At 61.6% G+C, this 18,370-nt stretch carries 20 protein-coding genes and 1 pseudogene; 11 read left to right on the top strand and 10 right to left on the bottom strand.

Annotated features, from left to right (window positions below):
- Window positions 1–52 precede the first annotated feature (52 nt).
- From E4K64_RS17260 to E4K64_RS17240, 5 genes and pseudogenes are all read left to right on the top strand, one after another.
- Window positions 53–952: a branched-chain amino acid ABC transporter permease gene (locus E4K64_RS17260; protein WP_135164581.1), complete on the top strand. Its 900-nt coding sequence runs from the start codon at window positions 53–55 to the stop codon at window positions 950–952.
- Window positions 952–1,908, top strand: coding sequence for a branched-chain amino acid ABC transporter permease (locus tag E4K64_RS17255; protein WP_235884696.1), 957 nt, complete (start codon window positions 952–954; stop codon window positions 1,906–1,908). Before E4K64_RS17260 ends, E4K64_RS17255 begins: the two co-directional genes overlap by 1 nt.
- A complete protein-coding gene (locus tag E4K64_RS17250) occupies window positions 1,908–2,651 on the top strand; it encodes an ABC transporter ATP-binding protein (RefSeq protein WP_135164579.1) in 744 nt (247 codons plus the stop codon). Before E4K64_RS17255 ends, E4K64_RS17250 begins: the two co-directional genes overlap by 1 nt.
- The gene (locus tag E4K64_RS17245) at window positions 2,648–3,319 is read left to right on the top strand and encodes an ABC transporter ATP-binding protein (RefSeq protein WP_135164578.1); all 672 of its coding nucleotides are present in this window, start codon (window positions 2,648–2,650) and stop codon (window positions 3,317–3,319) included. The genes E4K64_RS17250 and E4K64_RS17245 overlap by 4 nt, the downstream gene beginning before the upstream one ends.
- 53 nt (window positions 3,320–3,372) lie before the next feature.
- Window positions 3,373–3,520, top strand: a pseudogene (locus E4K64_RS17240) (methyl-accepting chemotaxis protein); the annotation flags it as partial.
- A 227-nt stretch (window positions 3,521–3,747) separates the two neighbouring features.
- On the opposite strand, the gene E4K64_RS17235 reads toward E4K64_RS17240, so the two are convergent.
- Genes E4K64_RS17235 through E4K64_RS17225 form a run of 3 tightly spaced genes read right to left on the bottom strand, consistent with a single transcriptional unit; the run spans window position 3,748 to window position 6,185 of the window.
- Complete coding sequence (locus E4K64_RS17235; protein WP_135164577.1) at window positions 3,748–4,554, bottom strand: ABC transporter permease; 807 nt, start codon at window positions 4,552–4,554, stop codon at window positions 3,748–3,750.
- The gene (locus E4K64_RS17230; protein WP_135164576.1) at window positions 4,551–5,147 is read right to left on the bottom strand and encodes an ABC transporter ATP-binding protein; all 597 of its coding nucleotides are present in this window, start codon (window positions 5,145–5,147) and stop codon (window positions 4,551–4,553) included. Before E4K64_RS17230 ends, E4K64_RS17235 begins: the two co-directional genes overlap by 4 nt.
- A gap of 3 nt (window positions 5,148–5,150) precedes the next feature.
- Complete coding sequence (locus E4K64_RS17225; protein WP_135164575.1) at window positions 5,151–6,185, bottom strand: Cj0069 family protein; 1,035 nt, start codon at window positions 6,183–6,185, stop codon at window positions 5,151–5,153.
- A 404-nt stretch (window positions 6,186–6,589) separates the two neighbouring features.
- Here E4K64_RS17225 and E4K64_RS17215 point away from each other — a divergent pair, with 404 nt between their 5' ends.
- The 3 genes from E4K64_RS17215 (at window position 6,590) to E4K64_RS17200 (ending at window position 8,804) form a co-directional block, all read left to right on the top strand.
- On the top strand, window positions 6,590–7,492 hold the full coding sequence (locus E4K64_RS17215; RefSeq protein ID WP_135164574.1) for a DUF1259 domain-containing protein: 903 nt from the start codon (window positions 6,590–6,592) through the stop codon (window positions 7,490–7,492).
- A gap of 96 nt (window positions 7,493–7,588) precedes the next feature.
- The gene (locus E4K64_RS17210; RefSeq protein ID WP_235884695.1) at window positions 7,589–8,182 is read left to right on the top strand and encodes a hypothetical protein; all 594 of its coding nucleotides are present in this window, start codon (window positions 7,589–7,591) and stop codon (window positions 8,180–8,182) included.
- Between the two features lie 214 nt (window positions 8,183–8,396).
- Window positions 8,397–8,804, top strand: a complete 408-nt coding sequence (locus E4K64_RS17200; protein WP_235884694.1) for a phasin family protein — start codon at window positions 8,397–8,399, stop codon at window positions 8,802–8,804.
- A 102-nt stretch (window positions 8,805–8,906) separates the two neighbouring features.
- On the opposite strand, the gene E4K64_RS17195 is transcribed toward E4K64_RS17200, so the two are convergent.
- Window positions 8,907–9,197: a hypothetical protein gene (locus E4K64_RS17195; protein ID WP_135164573.1), complete on the bottom strand. Its 291-nt coding sequence runs from the start codon at window positions 9,195–9,197 to the stop codon at window positions 8,907–8,909.
- A 247-nt stretch (window positions 9,198–9,444) separates the two neighbouring features.
- Between E4K64_RS17195 and E4K64_RS17190 the strand changes: the two genes are divergently transcribed.
- On the top strand, window positions 9,445–10,455 hold the full coding sequence (locus tag E4K64_RS17190; protein ID WP_235884693.1) for a hypothetical protein: 1,011 nt from the start codon (window positions 9,445–9,447) through the stop codon (window positions 10,453–10,455).
- A 71-nt stretch (window positions 10,456–10,526) separates the two neighbouring features.
- On the opposite strand, the gene E4K64_RS17185 is transcribed toward E4K64_RS17190, so the two are convergent.
- The 3 genes from E4K64_RS17185 to E4K64_RS17175 form a co-directional block, all read right to left on the bottom strand.
- Window positions 10,527–11,033, bottom strand: a complete 507-nt coding sequence (locus tag E4K64_RS17185; RefSeq protein WP_135164572.1) for a hypothetical protein — start codon at window positions 11,031–11,033, stop codon at window positions 10,527–10,529.
- A gap of 278 nt (window positions 11,034–11,311) precedes the next feature.
- A complete protein-coding gene (locus E4K64_RS41140; protein ID WP_235884692.1) occupies window positions 11,312–11,449 on the bottom strand; it encodes a hypothetical protein in 138 nt (45 codons plus the stop codon).
- 967 nt (window positions 11,450–12,416) lie between these two features.
- Entirely contained in the window at window positions 12,417–13,790 is a 1,374-nt protein-coding gene (locus tag E4K64_RS17175) for an OpgC domain-containing protein (RefSeq protein WP_167772074.1), read from the bottom strand.
- 480 nt (window positions 13,791–14,270) lie between these two features.
- Between E4K64_RS17175 and E4K64_RS17170 the strand changes: the two genes are divergently transcribed.
- Entirely contained in the window at window positions 14,271–14,933 is a 663-nt protein-coding gene (locus tag E4K64_RS17170) for a response regulator (RefSeq protein ID WP_135164570.1), read from the top strand.
- Here E4K64_RS17170 and E4K64_RS17165 read toward each other — a convergent pair.
- A complete protein-coding gene (locus E4K64_RS17165) occupies window positions 14,928–17,048 on the bottom strand; it encodes an MASE1 domain-containing protein (protein ID WP_167772073.1) in 2,121 nt (706 codons plus the stop codon). The two genes, E4K64_RS17170 and E4K64_RS17165, sit on opposite strands and share 6 nt — an antisense overlap.
- Window positions 17,049–17,354: 306 nt before the next feature.
- Between E4K64_RS17165 and E4K64_RS17160 the strand changes: the two genes are divergently transcribed.
- Window positions 17,355–17,594 (top strand): tautomerase family protein, encoded by a 240-nt coding sequence (locus E4K64_RS17160; RefSeq protein WP_135164762.1) that lies wholly within the window; start codon window positions 17,355–17,357, stop codon window positions 17,592–17,594.
- A 432-nt stretch (window positions 17,595–18,026) separates the two neighbouring features.
- On the opposite strand, the gene E4K64_RS41135 is transcribed toward E4K64_RS17160, so the two are convergent.
- Both E4K64_RS41135 and E4K64_RS41130 read right to left on the bottom strand, forming a co-directional pair.
- Complete coding sequence (locus tag E4K64_RS41135) at window positions 18,027–18,197, bottom strand: hypothetical protein (protein WP_235884691.1); 171 nt, start codon at window positions 18,195–18,197, stop codon at window positions 18,027–18,029.
- Between the two features lie 15 nt (window positions 18,198–18,212).
- The gene (locus tag E4K64_RS41130; protein ID WP_235884690.1) at window positions 18,213–18,365 is read right to left on the bottom strand and encodes a hypothetical protein; all 153 of its coding nucleotides are present in this window, start codon (window positions 18,363–18,365) and stop codon (window positions 18,213–18,215) included.
- Between the last annotated feature and the right edge of the window lie 5 nt (window positions 18,366–18,370).

Raw genomic sequence — 18,370 nt, 5'->3', positions numbered from 1 at the left:
TCCCCGTCCTCCGAGCCTCGTCCCGGAGGACGGACCTTTTCCGAAGGCCATCATGAACTCGACACTCGCTATCTTGGCTATCCTCGATGGGATCAGCTACGCCGCATTGGTGTTCTTGGTCTCGGTCGGGCTCAGCCTGATCTTCGGCGTGCTGCGCGTGGTCAACGTCGCGCACGGTTCGCTGTACGCGTTCGGCGCCTACCTGGCTGCGACGTTCAGCCTTGCAATCGCGCCGATCTCGCCTTGGCTCACCTATCCCGCGCTGCTGGCCGCCTCCATCGTGATCGGCGTCGTGTGCGGCGGTTTCATCGAACGGTTTCTGCTGCGACCGCTCTCCGGACAGGAGGATGTCCTCCAGCTTCTGATCACTTTCGCCGCCTTCATGATCATGGACAACCTGCAGCGTCTGATCTGGGGCGTGCAGCCCATCTTCGCCGCCGAGCCATTGAGACTACTTCCCAACGTTGCCGTGTTCGGCGTCAGCTACACGTCGTACCAGGTCATTCTGCTGCCCGGCGTCGCATTGGCGACGCTGTTCGGGCTCCGCTACTTCCTGCGCAGGACGCTGTTGGGAGCGGTGATCCTTGCGGTCACGGAGGACCGCGAAGCTTCGACGGCCATCGGGATTGACGCAAAACGCGTATATTTCGTCACCTTCGTCATCGGTGCGAGTCTGGCCGCGTTGGGAGGAGCGCTGGCCTCGCCGACCACCTCGCTGGTCCCCGGTATGGGCGCCGATATGATCGTGCTTTCCTTTGCCGTCGCTGCGACCGCGGGTCTCGGCCAGATCGAGGGCACCGCGCTCACCGCGCTGATGATCGGCCTGACCCGTGCCTTCGTGATCTATCTCCAGCCGGAATTCGAAGTTCTCGTTCCCTATCTGCTGATGGTGCTGGTGCTTCTGGTGCGTCCGTTCGGCCTGTTCGGCGCCGTGCAGGTAAGGAAAATATGATGAGCGGTCGCATCAAGCCGGTCACCACGATCGCGCTGATCTTCTTTCTGGTCAGCGCCGTCGGGCCCCTTTTGGTATCGAGCTGGGCGACCTTGTTCGCGTTGATCCTCGCGAAGGGCATCGTCGTTCTCGGTATCATTCTTCTGCTGCAGGCGGGGCAGGTGTCGTTCGGACATGCAATGTTCTTCGCTACCGGGGCGTATACCGCGGCGTTCTGGGGCAAATACGTCGGTGGCGGCGACATCGTGCTCTTCATCGCGCTGGGCGGCATAACCTCCGCGGTCTTCGGCCTCATCGTCGGGCTCTTCGTCGTGCGCTACCGGGAAATCTTTTTCGGAATGCTGAATCTGGCGTTTTCGATGGTGCTGTGGTCGCTGCTGGAGAAGATGTTTCATTACACCAATGGCGCCGACGGCATCCGGGTCCCTCGTCCGGCCCTGTTGGGGCTGTCGTTTACGCCCGAAACCTTCCAGTACGTCATTCTTTACGTGAGCCTCTTGATCGCGGTCGTCGCGTTCTACGGCGTGCAACGCTATCTCGACAGCCCGCTCGGACACATGCTACGTGCCATCAAATCGAACGAGACCCGGCTCGAGTACCTCGGGACGTCCGCACGGCGCGTGCTTCTGATAGGCTACGTGATCTCGGCTTTTCTCGGCGGCATCGGCGGCACGCTGGTGGCGATCATCCAGCAGATCGCCACGCCCGAGTTCGGGTTCTGGACGAAGTCGGGCGAGTTCGTCTTTATCGCGATCCTCGGCGGCAGCGCCCACGCCTTCGGAGCGTTCGCCGGCGCGGCGATGTTCGAGTGCGTGCGCTTCTATGCGGCGGCCCACCTGGCCGACACCTGGCAGCTGATCCTCGGCGTGGTCTTGATCGTCATCATTCTCTATGCGCCTAACGGACTGATAGCTCTCAGGCAGCGCTACGGCCAGGCGAAGCAGGGAGGACATTGATGGCCAAAGTCCTCCTTTCCGCGAAGGGCATCAAGATCCGGTTCGGCGGCGTCGTCGCTGCCGACGGTATCGATCTGGACGTGCTCCAAGGCGAGAACCTCGCGATCATCGGACCGAACGGCGCCGGAAAGACCACCTTCCTCAACATCTCGACGGGTTATCTGCGGCCGCAGGCCGGAAGCATCACCTTCCTAGGCCAGGAAATCACGGCGCAGCTCCCGCGCACGATCACCAAGCTTGGCATCGCGCGGGCCTTTCAGATTCCGCAGCTTTTTCTCGATCACACTGTGATGGAGAACATGCTGATCGCCGCGGCCTCGCGGCTGGGAAGCCCTTCCGGCTACACGGCTCTTTCCGCCCTGCCTGAGCTGCCTGAGATGGAGCGCCTTCTGGATCTCGTCGGCGTCAAGTTGTACGCATCTCGCAAGGCGAGGGAGCTTCCCGAGGGACAACGCAAGCTGGTCGACATCGCTCTGGCGCTCGCGTTGAAGCCCAGACTGCTGCTGATGGACGAGCCGACCTCGGGCGTCGCCTCCGCCGAGAAGCTGGAGATCATGGACATCCTGACGTCCGCGCTCGCCAAGGAGAATGTGACTTCGGTCTTCGTCGAGCACGACATGGACATGGTGGAGCGCTATGCCCACCGAGTCGCGGTGTGGAACGTCGGGAAGATCCAAAAGGTCGGCACGCCGGCGGAGGTTCTGGCCGATCCCAAGGTCCGCGAACAGGTGATCGGCATATGACGGCGATGCTGGACTTCGAGAACGTCAACGTCGCGATCGCCGATGCGCCGGTGCTGCGCAGCGTCAGCTTCTCGCTGCCGCCGGGTGCGACCGCCGCGCTCATCGGGCGAAACGGCGCCGGCAAGACCACGACGGTACGGACCATCATGGGCTTCACGAAGGCGAGCGGCACCATGCGCCTGGGCGGTCAGGACCTGGGACATGTTCCTCCGCACCGCCGGCCCTTCTTAGGCATCGGCTACGCCCCCGAGGACCGTCGTCTCTTTTCGGCCTTTACGGTGGAAGAAAACATTCTTTTGCCCGGTCGCGTCGCGAAACTTAGCGCGGACGAGGCGCGCCGGCGACTGGAGCGAGCCTACTCCGTCCTGCCGGAGCTCAAGGAACTGGCGAGTCGCCCGGCGGGCTCCGTCTCGGGCGGCCAAGGCAAGATGGTCGCCCTCGGGCGCGCCCTGATGCTAGGCACCCGCCTCGTCATTCTGGACGAGCCGTTCCAGGGCCTCGCCCCTGTGCTGGCGCAGAGGTACGCCGAGGCGCTGCGTCGGCTTCGTTCGCAGGATCAGGACATTACCCTGCTGATCACGGAGTCGAACCCGAAGCTGCTCGAGACCTTCGCCGACGTGACGCTGACGATCGAGCGCGGCGAAATCGAAAGCCGGGTCCTTGCGTAGCGCTCGCCCGGTTCGGCGCGCACAACAGACGGTCAAGCCAAGCTCCATCGAGGCTTGCCGAACAGGCGAAACTACTGGCGCTCAATGCAACAAGAGGCGGCCCGCGCCGGCGAAGCCGGCAGGGGATTTGCGGTAGTCGCACAGTATGTCAAAGAGCTTGCCGCCAGGTCTGCTCGCCCCATTGCATTTCTGGAAAGTCTTTAAATTCTCAGCCTTTTAGGGACTTGTGCGCTGTCCGAAATCGATGGCGGAGAGAGAGGGATTCTCTTCTCCTTATGCCGCGAACGCGCGAAAACCCGCAGAAAACAAGGATTCCCAAAAGACCGGGTCGAATTTTGTGGCCACCGCTGTGTACCACCTGATTGTCCGATTCGGCTGTGACGTTCAGGCGATTTCGAGGCGCTTCGAGACGGTAAGCTTCCGATCTGTCAAATCGACGGTTCACCGACAATCCGGTCGAGACGTAGCCGGTGTCGATGATCGGTCAGCAGGCGTGCGCCTCCCAGAACGGCAGCCAGAGTTCCAAATCCCGTGCCACCGGCGATCAGGAACATGATCAGCAGTTGATATTTCACCGCATCGACCGGCTCGACTCCCGCGAGAATCTGTCCGGTCATCATCCCCGGCAAGGAGACGAGGCCAATGGCAGCCATGCTGTTCATGATGGGCATGAAGCCGCTTCGCAAGGCGTCGCGTATGATCGGCAGAAGGGCTTCGTGTCGGGTGCCGCCTAGCGCAAGACAGGCTTCCACGGCGGCTCGTTCACGCACCAGGCTGTTTGTGAGCACGTCCAGGCCCAGGCTTATGCCAGTCATGGTGTTGCCCAGCATCATGCCGAGCAAAGGCAGCGCATAGCGCGGATGGTACCAAGGATCGGGGCGTAGCTCGGTCAGGAGCGCGAACATCGTGACGGTACCGGCGGCGAGCAGCGTGCATGTCGCTCCCAGGCCGTATTTCCAAACACCCGTAAGACGCCGCTTCTGCCGCGCGACGATTTCCCGCGACGCGAAGAGCACCATGATGAACGCGGCGAGTGCGGTCCAGATCGGCGAGACCGCGGCAAACAGGAACGACAGCACGTATCCGACGAGGACGAGCTGAACCACCATGCGCACGGTCGCGATGGCCAGTTGCTTCTCGAGCTTGAGGCGGAGAATAAGCGACAGGACGCCGTCCATGACGACGAGGAGCGCGGGTAGGATCAGATCGCCGTATGAAAGCTGGATGTAGGTCACGGCAGGCTTTCCTTGATGTTCCCATCGGGGCTCATCGCGAATATCCTTGACCCGACGCGGCCGGCTTGAGCGTCATCGTGGGTGCTCCAGATGACGCTCGTTCCATCCGCGACACGTTCGGCAATCAAGGCCTCGACGGCGGCCGCGGATGCCGAGTCGAGCGCCGAAGTCGGCTCATCCAGTAGCAGGACGCGCGACCGCAGCATCAGCCCCCGCACAAGTCCCAATCGCTGTCTCTCGCCCGTCGAAAGTCTCTGAACCGGCCAAGGTCCGCAGTCGCCCGGAAGGCCAAGACGCATGACCAGCGGTAGTGCATCATCCCAGGCCGTGAAGTGCTCCTGCACGATGTCGGACCACCAGCCGGCCTCGGCGGCCAGATAGGTCACTCGCTTTCGCCAGGTGGGCGCGGGCACCGCCTCCCTCGGGGTTCCGTCAAGCTTGACCGCCCCTTCGTTGGGATCGAGGTCCGCGATCGAGCGAAGCAGCAAGGTCTTCCCAACCCCGGATGGCCCCTGCAGGGCGACGCATTCGCCGTCCTGCAGATCGAATGACACCGATATGTGCAAGCGCTTGAGCCCGCTGACCGTCAGCATGCGTCAAAGCTTGAGCTGCAGCCGGTCGGCGACCCACCTTGCGATCTCCGCCGGCGCCTCGTCCGGGTAGGGATGCACGGAGCTGACATTGATCTCGCCGAGAACGTAGCTGTCGCTCCCGTTGGCCTGGACAGCGCCGAGCATGAAGTCGGCGTCCCAGATCGCGGGCAGGTCACTTCGTGCAATCTCCAGCAGCGAGGTTAGCTGCGGGGTCCACTCGTCTTCCATCAACCGACGCAGCCGCTGGAAGCGCGAGTCTGCGTTGGACGTGTATAGCCGCGGCCCCGCCTCGGCACGTGCGGCTGGCGAATCGACCAGGGCCTTGACCTTGTGGTGACCGAAGCCGGCGCAGCGATCGCCGGCCATGTAACAACGCACGACGCCCTCGCCGAGGCGGGGCTGGAACGCTTGGTCGACCACGCTGCCGTTCTCGAAATACTCCGCACAGCGGCGGAGAAAATCGTCCAGCGTCAGTTCCTCCGGCGTATCTTTGGTCGCGTCCAGCACACTGATCATGGATGAGGTCGGCAGCTTCTCGACCTTCCAGACGCCCTGGCCACCGTTGCCCCGGTTGCGCTTGATCACGCGCGGGCCGGAGGCGAGCCGCGCCGGCAGCTCGGCGCGCATCGCCGCGGCGGTTTGGTACAGCGCCGTGTCGCTTCCCCAGCCCATGGAGCGGGTACGATAGAGGACTTCCTTGGTGCCCATCTTGAGGATGACGTCCGGATGAGCGCTCACCCAAACGCCTTGCGCGGCGACGTCGCGCAGCAGGGCGTCGAGACCGGCCCGGTTCCGGCCGTCCTGGATGGGGTTGACCCAGACGAGCACTCCATCCGCTGCGAGCAGTTGTTCGCGGGCGGCGTCCGCAAAACTCTCGTCGTAGATCACGGGGCTCCCTTCGATGCCGACGGCGGCGAGCGCTTCGAAGACGTCGACAAAGCGGCCGCTTTTCGGGGTGGCATCTCGACGCGCGGCGGCGTCTCCTCGCGAGAGGATGGCTACCGTGCGTCGGGCAGAGGAGTGTTTTTCGGTGTCCATGCGCAAGCTCCACGTGTTGCGTGCTGCGCAGAGCTTGGACCGAAGTCTCGCCGGGAGTCTGCTTGATCCCGCCCCGGCACTCTACGTGAGATCGCGTGGATCCTTCAAGCGGCGGTTTTCCGTGGCCGGCGCGTTGACCCGGCGGTGAGGTCGCTTCCGTTCCGGACGGCGGTGAAATTTTCGTGACGTTCGGTTTCACGTGCCCGAGCGATGGCCGGTTGACAGCCTCCCCCGCGCCCTGACCCAAGACGAGCTTGTCGCCAAGATCCAGGCGGCCGGCTACTCGAGGTGACTGACGTCAAATCGACGGCCGAGGGCGTCACGGCCAACGGCAAGCCGGTGACTCTCGTCGTCGACAGCAGCGGCCAGACCAAAGAGCGAAACTGAGATGGAGGACGCGCACGATGAAACGCAAAATCTGGTCCCTGGCCGTGACCGGCCTTGCTCTCGCCTACTTGCCCTTCGTCTACATGGCACGCGCGCAAGCGATCGATTGGCAAAAGGTCGACGAGATCCTCGGCCGGAAGGCCATGGTCTCCGATGACGTCCGCCGCTACGGCTTTCCACGTAGCGATCTTTCGGTGACCCTGGACGGCGTGACGATCAAGCCTTCACTGGCGCTTGGCGGATGGGTCGCCTTCAAACCTGGGCACGGTGGCGCCATGGTCATGGGCGACCTTGTGCTGCTCGAGACCGAAATCAATCCCGTGATGGCGAAGATGATCGCGAGCGGTCTCGAAATCACCGCCGTGCACAATCATCTGCTGCGCGCGAGCCCGGCGACGTTCTACATGCACGTGGCCGGCCACGGCGACCCCCTCAAGCCGGCCTCGGCGATCCATGATGCGCTGGCCGAAAGCAAGACGCCATTGACGGTCGCGGGCCCGGCGAGCCCGCCGCCCGCCGTGGACCTCGATACGGCGAAGCTCGACCAGATAATCGGCGTGAAAGGCCAAGCCAACGGCGGCGTTTACCAGTTCAACGTGAAGCGGCGCGACCCGATCACGCAAGACGGCATGCCGTTGACGCCCGTCGGCCCGATGGGCGTGGCGATCGGCATCAATTTCCAGCCGACCGGGGGCGGGAAGGCCGCCATCACGGGCGATTTCGTGCTCACCGGCGACGAGGTCAACCCCGTCATCCTGGCGCTGCGGACACACGGCATAGAGGTGACGGCGCTGCACAGTCACATGCTCGACGAGCAGCCGCGGCTGTTCTTCATGCACTTTTGGGCGAATGACGACGTGATCCGGCTCGCCGAAGGCTTGCGCGCTGCGCTGGACAAGACGGCGAGCACGAAGAACTGAGGCGAAGATCGCAAAGGGGGCGATCCGTTGCCCTACCGGGCCAAGCCGCTGCTCGCCCTAGCGTTCCTGTCGATCTTGTTGATGGGAGCGTCCGCCATGGCTCAGACCTTGAATTTCGATGACGCTCCCGCAGGAACGTCGCCTGAAGGTTGGATCCTTACAATGACTGGCCGGGGAGAGGCGAACTGGACCATTGAGCCAGACCACACAGCGCCGAGCAAGCCGAACGTCCTCAAGCAATCCGGCAGGGCGACTTTCCCAGTGGCGCTCAAAATGGATACCGACATCCGCGACGGCTTCGTCGAGGTAAAATTCAAGGCGGTCGCCGGCTCCGAGGATCGCGCTGCGGGACTCATCTGGCGCGCGAAGGATGCCGCCAACTACTACGTCGTCCGGGCAAACGCTTTGGAGGACAACGTCGTGCTCTACAAGACGATCAAGGGCGTTCGAACGTCTCTGGACATCGTAGGTAGCAAGGGCGGATATGGCATGAAAGCGCCCGTGGCGTCCGGCCAGTGGCACGTGCTGCGCTGCGATTTCGCAGGAACGCGGTTCAGGGTGACGTACGACGGACGGCAGTTGTTCGATGTGGAGGACGCCACGATATCCCACTCGGGCATGATCGGCCTGTGGACCAAGGCGGATAGCGTGACCCTGTTTGATGATCTAACGTATGGTGAGGTCAAATAGGTCCCTGTCCCCTTGCCGGGGATAACCATGAACTGTCGACCTCTGATGGTCGCGACTGCCTTGGTGATCGCTTCCATCTGCCCGCTGCGGGCAGAAGAAAACTTGGTCGCCTACAAATCACTAACTCCAGAGTTGGCATTCGATCTCGAGCCAGAGCCGACAGATCAGTGCGGAGATACCTTCGGCTGCAGCCTTGCCGGATGAGGCTTCCGGGATGGAGATCGCTGCAAGCCCGCCCGTCGCACCGGTCGACCCCTTAGAGGCCAGCACGCAGGCGATTGCCGACGCCTATAGCGACTACATCAGGACGTCGCTTGAGCAAGCCTGGAGCTTTCTGGGAAAGCTCGCGACGGCGCGTTCACCCGTCGAAGCCTTTGAGCTTCAGATGGCGTACGCGAAACAGGCGTGCGATTCGTTTGTCGCCGAATCCCAGAAGATCACCGAGCTGCATGAACAATTGGCAGACAAAGGGTCATGCATCTTGAGGGGTTCGTGGCCAGGCTCTCCCAGACGACGTTCGAAATCCGCGCGCTACGTCACTAACGGCAATTGCGTATTGCGGCGCCGCGGGGCTGGACGCTCTGGGATGGGCAATATCCTTGCGAAACCCATCATTCGTTGATGGTCCGCGCGCCGAGATGAAAGAGGTGGGTTACGCTACGCGAATTGCGCTTTGCGCCGTCGCGGAGCTAACCCACCTACGCGCTCGAGGACCGCCTGGAGTTCAGTACCCTGACTTGGAGCCGGTGGTCGGCCTCGTGCTCGCGCCGGTGGTTTGACCTGTGGTTTGTCCTGGAGCGTAGCTCGACGCGCCGGGGCTGGTGCTCTTCGAGGCCTTCGCGTGATGCTTCTTCTTATGCCCAGGAGCGTAGCTGGAAGCGCCCGGCTCGCCCTTCTTGGAACCCATTTGCTGCATCTCATGACCTGGCGTCTTGCTCGATACACCCTGAGCAAACACGGCTGGGGCTGTAGCCATGACAACGGCAGCCGAAAGCGCGATGATCGTTGCTTTCATGTTGTCCTCCTCGAACAAGCCCCCTCAAAGGAAACGGAATGAACCAGCGCCCGTTCCCCTCAGCGAACGCTCATGGTGAGACCAGCAAAGCGATCGCACGACAGCGCCCTCTCCTGTCGCGCATCGTGTGCCGAGCCCGCCATAATTTCTCCTTTGCACACGCGTTGTGTCGGACAGTGGCGAGACCTATCCTTCCCAAAGATCGGACTGCCTCCCATTGACGCCCGACCGGATGGAGAGCGCATCGATGCCTGACACGAACGACCCCAAGCCTGATACCGGCAAGGCCGATAACGCCAAGCCCGATGCCGCCAAGCCTGATACCGCCAAGCCGGACGAGACACGTGCCGATAGCGGGCTGACTCGGGCCTACGACCGGATCAAGAGCGCAGAGGAAGACCTTGCGCGGCTGGACCGGCTGGTTTCCGGAATGGAACGCAACAGCGAAGCCCCGCGGACCTCGCACGCAAGCGCCGCCGCGACGGCAGCCGCCACTTCCGGAAACAAGACGCCGACGCCGGAAGCCAACGTTCTAAACACCAAGCCTCGCGATCAGGGCCTGAGGGGAGACCGGGCCATGATGCGCGCTTTGGCCATTCTCGTAATGGCGATCGGCCTGCTCGGTGCCGCCGTCGCATCGCAATATAGCGACGAGGCCAAATCGATCAGCAAGTCGATCATGGCGCGATGGGCTCCGCCGGCCGCGAGCAGTTCCACACAGGCGTCCACGGCGGAAAGCCCGGCGCGGCCGGCGACGGTGCTGCTGGCGGCCGCGGATGAGCCGAGCCCGGTGCCTGCGCCGCCGGGGCCCAAGGACACGGAAAGCGCTCCGAAGCCTGCCGCCAGAGCGGCCGAGCCGTCATCGTCCGAGCTCGCGCAATCGCTCAAGGCCATCACCAGCGAGCTTGCGAACATCAACGGCAAGCTCGAGCAGCTGAAGAGCCGCAGCGAGCAGACCCTGCGCGACCAGGCCGCCACCATCGAGCAGCTCAAGGCCGCGCAGGAGAAGGATGCGGCGGACAATGCGCGCCTTGCCGCGCAGGTCCAGGCGCTGCAAACGCAACTGAGCGCGTCATCGGCGTCATCCGCCTCCGCAGCCGCCAAGCCCGTCGTGCGCAGCGTGGTGAACAACGATGCGGCTGCGCGTGCCCGGGCGCACGTACCAGAGGCCGCGCCACGGCGCTCCAGGCCGCCGCGAGGCCCCTGGATGCCGCCGCCCTATATGGCCGGCCCCTATTACGGCGATCCGGATTGGTGAGCCCGCAAAGGCGCCGGCCTGTTTCTCGCGCGCGCGATCGGGTTTGACGCCGGCCCGACTCGACCCGCGCCTCAGCGTATCTCGCTCATGGTGACCTTTGCCGCGATCCCCGTCAGCTCGGGCTCTTGCGGCGCAAGCTCCTCATCGGAAGATGGGCCGAACGAAACGTCAGTCATTCTGCGTTTGACCTGTTCGCAGGTCTTGCGAACGTCCTCGGTGAACAGCGCGCATTCTTCGATACGCTTGAAGATCTTCCGTCCCTCTTCACGGTACCCGGCCGCCGTTTCTCGCATAAAGGCGATCGCATCATGAACCTGGGCCGTCAGCGCCTCGCACTTTTGCGCGGCGTCGATCAACTCGGTGCCCATGGCCTCGATCTCTTTCGCAGCGGACTCATAGTCGCGAATGACCGCTTCGGCACTGAGCGCACCGACGCGCGACACGCCCGCGGTGTGCTCGACGTAATCAGGCAGATTAATTGAAGTAATGGAGCTTCCCGACCGGATCGAAGTGATATCGGCTTCGAGTTGGACCAAGTTCACTCCGTCCCGTCTGTGCAATTGTTCGACACTTGCCATGACTGTTCTCCCAATACGCGCCCAGAACCCCAAGCAGCATTGGGTTTATTACGGGGATAAATGCCGTTCTACCCCGATGTATTGTTGACAGTCTCTACTTTGCCATTTTTGGTCAATTGCAATCTCTGCACGCAGAGATGACCGGCCATCAAACTTCAACTTGTCAGTGCACCGGTGCCGTAGGGTGGGCAACGGCGCCCTTGCGCCGTGCCCACGATCTTCCGATCCGGCCACAGACACGTGGGCACGCTTCGCTTTGCCACCCTACGAATTGTCGCCTACGACCAATACGGCCAGCGCCATCCCTCATAGCGCACGTAGGACGGCACCAAGGGCGGGCCGTAGGGATCGACCTTGTCGTCCTCGGGGCGATAGCGCGGGACGATGTTGTAGTCCCACGGCGTCGGCCGCAGCACGGGGGCCGTGAATGAGCCGCTCTTGTGGGGCGCGAATGACGACGGCTTTCCGCGCCCTCGCCTCCGCACCTGATGTTGCGAGGCTGCTCAGCAGTGTGCAAGTTCACAAATTCGCTGATCGAATCCATCCTGTGGAGGGAGGATTCGGGTTGCCGCACCAACGATCTGTTCCGCTCGCGCGTACCATCGCTTGGCTCCCTGACGCGCCACATGCGCAGGAGAGATTGCTCGCCACTTAACGATGCCGAATGCGGCGCGCCGTATTGGCAAACGTCGACGGACGCAGCCGGTATGGCGACGACGTGCCGTAGTCAATGCGTGAGAATGACGATGACCGCGGTCCGATCGCGATCTTAAACACAGGTTTTACAAATATAAGGTGCGACAACAATTCTACAAAGGCGCTCAAGGCATGCCGAGCGACATGGGGACGTTCGGTCATGCCTTTGGGGTCAAGACCGGCTGAAGCAGCCAGCGCTCCGGTCTGATCCGAAGAGCAGACACAGCGCGGAATGCCTACAGCTCAGGGCCATGAAGCGACAGAGGCGACATTCCAACCGAGCGCCAGACCGTTGGAGTTGGCCGAGCGTATCGGCAGCCCGACTCAAACTAGTAACGGAGCCCTCGCACAGGGTGTCCTCTGATTTCAGCTTACGTTCGCAGCACGGCGTCCCGTTTTTGGTGTACTAGATCGGCTTGCCCATGCCAGTGGAAACGGCGCACCATCGGGGTGCAGGTCGTGATTACGAGCGCAAACCGGCTGCACTGCCAGTCAGCGCCGAGCCCGGCGCTGGTGGGTGATGTCAGGTTAACCGACAGAAATGCCGCTACGCTAGCAAACATCACGTACGCCGCGATCAGCATCGCTCTCTTGTGGGTCCTTGGCTGAGGCATCATGGCCTTGGCTCCTGTACGATGGCCGGGAGATGACGGGGCAGGCTCCACAATCCCTGTCAGTCCTTGCGATCTAGTCCACGTCCTGACCCACACTTTTCGCTGGTGGCCCGAAGGCGTGCGCGATTGCTGGCACTGGATCAGCGCCGCAGCCGGACTCGCGCACCGGGGCAAACAGCATCGTTAGTAGATCAACCTCGTCGGCACAGGCGAGCAACCCGGGCGGAATGTCAACGCCGAGCGCCCTGGCTGTCATGGGATTGATGACCGGCTCAAACCTGGTTGGCTGCTCGACGGCCTTCGCGTGCGGCTGCTGCCTGGGTTTGACCGCGATCAAATTCAGCAGCGTCGCCACCCCGATCATCACCAGGACGCCAGCAACACTGAGCGCGATCTGCATCGTCAGCCCCTCCGAGATGTCGAGCAGCGCCAGGTGGCTGACCAGCGTCAGCAGAACGCCAAGGCAGAAGATCGGCAGCGAATTCTGGCCACAGAGAATGGCGCCACGCATCACCGGCGTCGTCAGCTCTCGCCAATCGCGAGGCACGAGCCATGCGGCCAAAACTGCAAGGGCCAGAAAATGCAGTAGTCGCAATGGAGCAAGGTTCGATTTGTCCATCGGGTAGAACAGCGTCAGGAGTGCCTGCGGGACCAACGCTTCCGGCGGCTTGACGCTTGAGCTCAATGCGATAATGAGGCTGAACAGCAGATAGAGAACCGCGGCAACAAGCACGGTGCGCGAGGTCAGCCACGGTCGAAATCGCTTGCCCTCGATGATCCACCACGCGCCAAGCACAAGCAGCAGCTGCCAGGCCAGCGGATTGAAGAACCAGTGGCCGCTCGGCCATGCCGGGATGGTCCAGCCGAAGACGTGCACCAGTGCGTAAAGCAGCAGCGACGCGCCCAGCGTTGCGTTCGGCGCTCGCAGCAGCAGCCACAGCAGCGGCGCGAACAAGAGGTGATAAAGCACGAAGAGCGGCAAGATGTCGGTATTTACTGGGCGGTATTGCAGGATCGCCGCATGCGCGAGCGTCACGCCCGGCTGATCCAACAGAATGCGCGTATTGCTCTTGTCGGCAAGAGGACCGCCGCCTGCGAGGTGAACCACGACGGCGCAGGCGAGGGTGAGCAATAGAAATGCGACATAAATATCCCAGCTTCGCCACAGCGTCCGGCCGATCACGCCGGTCCAGCCCCCGCTCTGCCGTGCCTTGCCGTAGGACAGCGCGCAGGTCAAACCCGAAAGAAACATGAATACTTCCGCGGCATCGCTGAAGCCGTAGTTGCGCAGCGTCAGCCAACTCCCGACGTTGTTCGGGACATGGTCAAGAAAGATCCACCAGAGCGCGATGCCGCGGCAGGCATCAATGCGCAGATCGCGGCCGTAGCCGCTCAGCTCCGGCAGCGCGCCTGCGAATGGCTTCGAGGTGGCAGTTCGATCAAGCATCTGGTTCCCCGTCCGGCGTCCACGCACGTTTCGAGAGGGACCGAAACTGACGAAAGACTTCAGCCGCCGAACCCGGCCGCGAATTAAGGCGACGCCTTGTGGACCCGACTGGCGCGGGAGGCTGTCGGTTGACGATTATCGTTCAACGGCACAGCGCGTAAATCAGCCGGAGGTCCTCACGGAGGGGTTCCTAGGTCCTATGATCAAAGTACCTACGGATATCCGCAGTCTGAATCCCGCGACTCCTGTGGTCCGCACTCGTTTTTTGGCGTCCCGTGACCTGATTACAATTACAGCATACAACGGCATTCAACTTCTATCTTGAGTGCCTAACCGTGAGCCGCTGGCTGGACCAGCGATGAAGAATGGACGGTTTCGGGGCCCATCTTCCCGCCAGCCAATTCCTCGCCAAAGACCCAAAGGCGGGTGTATGATTTCTCAAATTGGATCTCCGCGCCATGGGATGACGGAGAGCTTTTCATGAAAGTCCTTATTGTTGACGATCATGCATTGATACGCGAGGCGTTGTGCGCCGTCCTGAGACAGCTGAAGCGAGAAGCCTTCATATTTGAAGCTTCGAGCAGCCGTCAGGCGGTGGTCATAGTCGAGGAACATCCGGACATCAGCCTCATCTTGCTTGATATCAATTTGCCCGACAGAGATGGCTTCTCCGTTCTCCGCGAACTACGAGACAACTATCCAACCATTGCCATCATCATTCTTTCGTCCTCGAATGATCAAGACACGGTCAAGCGCGCTTTCAAACTCGGCGCGCTGGGTTTCATCCCTAAGACGACCGAACGCGAGGTCATGCTCAACGCCATCGAGTTGGTGTTCTCTGGCGGTATTTACATTCCCTCTGAAATTCTGGAGGAAACCCCGTCTGCGCGGCTTACGAATGAACCAACGACGCCCGACTTTCTCAAGCGTCTCGGATTGACCGATCGGCAGATCGATGTGCTTGCGCTTCTGATGAAGGGAAAAAGCAACAAAATCATTGCCAAGACGCTCAACATGGCCGTGCCGACAGTGAAAAATCACATCACGGTCGTTCTCAAGGCGCTCAGCGTAACGAGCCGCACCGAGGCAGTCATAAAAGTAGGAAAAATGGGCTGGGAATCGCCGCCGAAATCCGAGTCATGAAGCGGCCCGGGTATCCCTCCCATCGTCATGATCCATCAAGAGCTCGTGCATGACAGCGCGGAGCCGCATTGGATCGACAGGCTTGTGCAGCAAAATGTATCCTCTGTCCCTGACCTCGCGTGCTGGTTCAGGTGCCGTATCGCCGCTGATGAGAATAGCCGGAATGGACGAACCAAACGCCGCATTGATTTCTTCGATGGCTCGGATCCCGGTCTTTCCATTCGCAAGATGATAATCCGAGATGATGAGATCGGGGCGCTGTTGGCGCTCCGCAAGTCGGATCAGTGCCGCTTCGTCGGATCCGGTGGTAAGGACGGTGTATCCCCATCTGCCAAGCAATCCGCCCGTTCCCTCCTGGACGATTGTAGCATCGGCAATGACAAGGACGACCTTGCCTTCGACGGCAAAGGCTGCGGGGTGCGGAAGATCGACGGGCTCGGCGGATGTGCCGCATTCATCGGCCATCGGAACCAGGATCGCGAATCGCGAACCTCGGCCCACGGTCGAAGCCAAGTCGATTGGATGGTTGAGAAGCAGGCGAAGCCTGTCGACGATAGCCAAGCCGAGCCCCATGCTGCCGTACCGGTTCCGGTCTCGGGCGGCCAGTTGAAAGAACTCGCCAAAGATATTCTGCTTCTGATCCTCGGGAATGCCGGGACCACTATCCCACACTTCGATGCGCAACATGTGACCGCGCCGGCGACAGCCGACAATGATCCCACCCCGCAACGTATAGCGCACAGCGTTGGATACCAAATTGAGCAGTATGCGTTCGAGCAGCATGGCGTCGCTCCGCACCCAGGCGTCGCTTCGCCTGACGCGTAGACGCAAGCCCGTTTCTCGCGTTGCCTGATCAAACGTCGTCTCAATTTTTTGCAACAGGCGCGCGATCGGGAATTCGGTAATTGTGGGGATGAGGATTCCAGCATCCAGCTTGGACATATCCAGCAGCGAATTGAGCATTTCATCCATTTCCTTGCGCGTTGCATCGACCAGCTCGATCGTCCTTGTCCGTTCCCCCGATCTGAGCGGCATGCGCAGCTGGGCAATGAACAAGCCCAGTGCATGCAATGGCTGCCGTAAATCGTGGCTTGCCATGGCAAGGAAGCGCGATTTTGCTGCATTGGCGAGCTCGAGCTCCTGCGTACGCTCCGCGACCTTCCGTTCGAGTTCGACCTGCGCGCGGCGCAGACGTTTCTCCCCCCGCTTACGGACCTCGACGTCGGCGCTCAGTAACAAGCTCGGAACCGTAATGCTGATCAGAAACATCAACACCAGCAGGAATGAAACGTTGAGGTCCGCGGTCGTGAAGGGGCCGCCGCCCGTGAGCGTCCCCCAGACCGTGATGCCTGCAAGCACAAGCGCAACCGTTGCGGTGTCACGTGGACCGCGGCGCAGCGCCGCCCACAACATTGGCAGGATCGCGAGAAAACCCAGTGGATCTCTGGTCGGCGTTTGCTTGATCAGGGGGCTGAAAGCAATGAGGCCAACAGCCGCCGCCGTTGCGAGGACGCCGATCGTCTCCAGACAATCATCGCGGTTGAAAGCACGGTCGTGGCTTGATGCCCAAAGCACGATAACGGGGGCAATGACCAGCGCGCCGGTCACATCTCCCAGCCACCATGTGACCCAGGCGTCCGCGAAATTGGTCCGATCAATGTACCCGGCGGTCGCCAGGCTGGTCAGTCCAATGCTGGCGCTGATCGGGGTCGCGATCACGATGCAGATCAGAGCAAACTTCGCGACGGAATTTGGTCTCGAGAACGTATGACGTCCGCGCGACCATCGATTGATCAGATGTGCGCCAACAACGGCCTCAAGCGTGTTGCCGGTCGCAATCGCAATTGCGGTGGCAATGGAGCCGGCGGTGGTCGCGTTTGCGATCACCGCTGCAATGAAGATTGCGGGCCAGGTCCGATACCCCCACAACAGCACCGCCGCCAGAGCGAGACCCGTCGGCGGCCAAATTGGCGTTGCACTGGGATGAACAGAGGCGAGAGCCAGGCCGCCTTTTGCCAGGACGAAATAGGTCACTCCAATCGCGACCAGGCCGCCGGCATACCTGGTGCCTCGGCGGAAATTCAGCTCCGGCGTTAGCGATCGTGGATTGGACATCGTCGACGCCTGGACCAGGCAGCTGGATTGTCCATCATGGCTGACCTCTTGATCTCCCTGATATCGAAGATCGCTACTTTCCCGTTTACCAAGCGGTTGATCGAGACCCTACGTCCAATCGTGCGACAAAGCAAAACTCGGAGAGATGCGTTCAGATCGGAGATCAGCAGTCTGCCGAGGGACGAAGAGATGGCGCGCGTTTGGTTCACGAGGGCAAACTCCCTGCCGATGCCGATCGGCATCGGCTTGGGGCTGGAATGGGCGGGCGGTGAATATAGCGAAGACGGAGCCTTCCGGAGGAATGCTTTGGCCTGGATTCAAGTGACCCGCGAAGGAACGACCCCCGGAGCGGCGTCACTCACCGCGGAGGAAAAGGCGGCGTTGATCAAGGGTTCGAGCGAGCTCTTGCGCGACGTGCTCGGAAAGCCGCTCGATTCCACTTTCGTGTTGATTGAAGAGGTCGACACCGACAATTGGGGCTGGGGCGGCCTGCCCGCGCTGGAATTCCGGCGCCGTCGTGAGGATCCCCCGGGATCATCCGCCTAGCTCCGCACCAGCATGGCCCGTCTGCCAGTCGACACGGAGGAAGCGATCATGAAAAGCTCAACCCGGAGGAGGTCTATCTAATGGGTAAAGATCTTGAGTTCGCCTTCGACGAACCTTGATCACCCGCATCTTCAGCCGCGTCGGCGCTTCCGTAGTCTGGGGGAAAAGAAGAATTCGCGCAGCCCGGTGTCGGCCAAGCATGGCCTGCCGTGCCGTAGACGCCGGCGATTGTCATGTTTCGGAGCCGAGCATGCCAAAGCTCCCCAAGCGCTCCTCCAGGCGCAGCCCCGCCTCACGTTTAGTGATAAAGATACGGTCGACACGAGCACATCCCATTGGTACAAGCGGTAGACTAAGCGTGGAGTTAAGCAACTGATTTTGTTGAACTTTCTTGGATGGGGTTCCAATCCGCCCCTGGGCACCATTCCAACGCTAACGATCGCCGGGCGCCCGCGAGATACTTGCGGCGACATCAGGCCGGTTCTTCTCCAGCCAGGCCATAGCCTCCGAACCATCGACGACACCCTCGAAGGTTTCCCAGGTTGGGTCCTCCAGCGATTCTGATTGCAGGCGCTGCGCGGCATACTCAACGAGGTCATGCAAGCGCGCATATCCTGGTCAGTCCTCGAGGGATTCCGCGATCGCGGCGCTGGACCAGCCTTGTCGGGCCAACTCGACAATGCTTGGCGCGTCAGCCGCACTGAACCATGGTGTGGCATCGAACTCGAGACAGAGGACGTTGTCGGCGGTATGGCAGGTCGCGTGGATCATTGGGT

Source organism: Bradyrhizobium frederickii (assembly GCF_004570865.1).
GTDB classification, from domain to species: domain Bacteria; phylum Pseudomonadota; class Alphaproteobacteria; order Rhizobiales; family Xanthobacteraceae; genus Bradyrhizobium; species Bradyrhizobium frederickii.
Note: the sequence above shows the minus strand (reverse complement) of the source record. Positions and strands in the feature narration are given on the sequence as shown.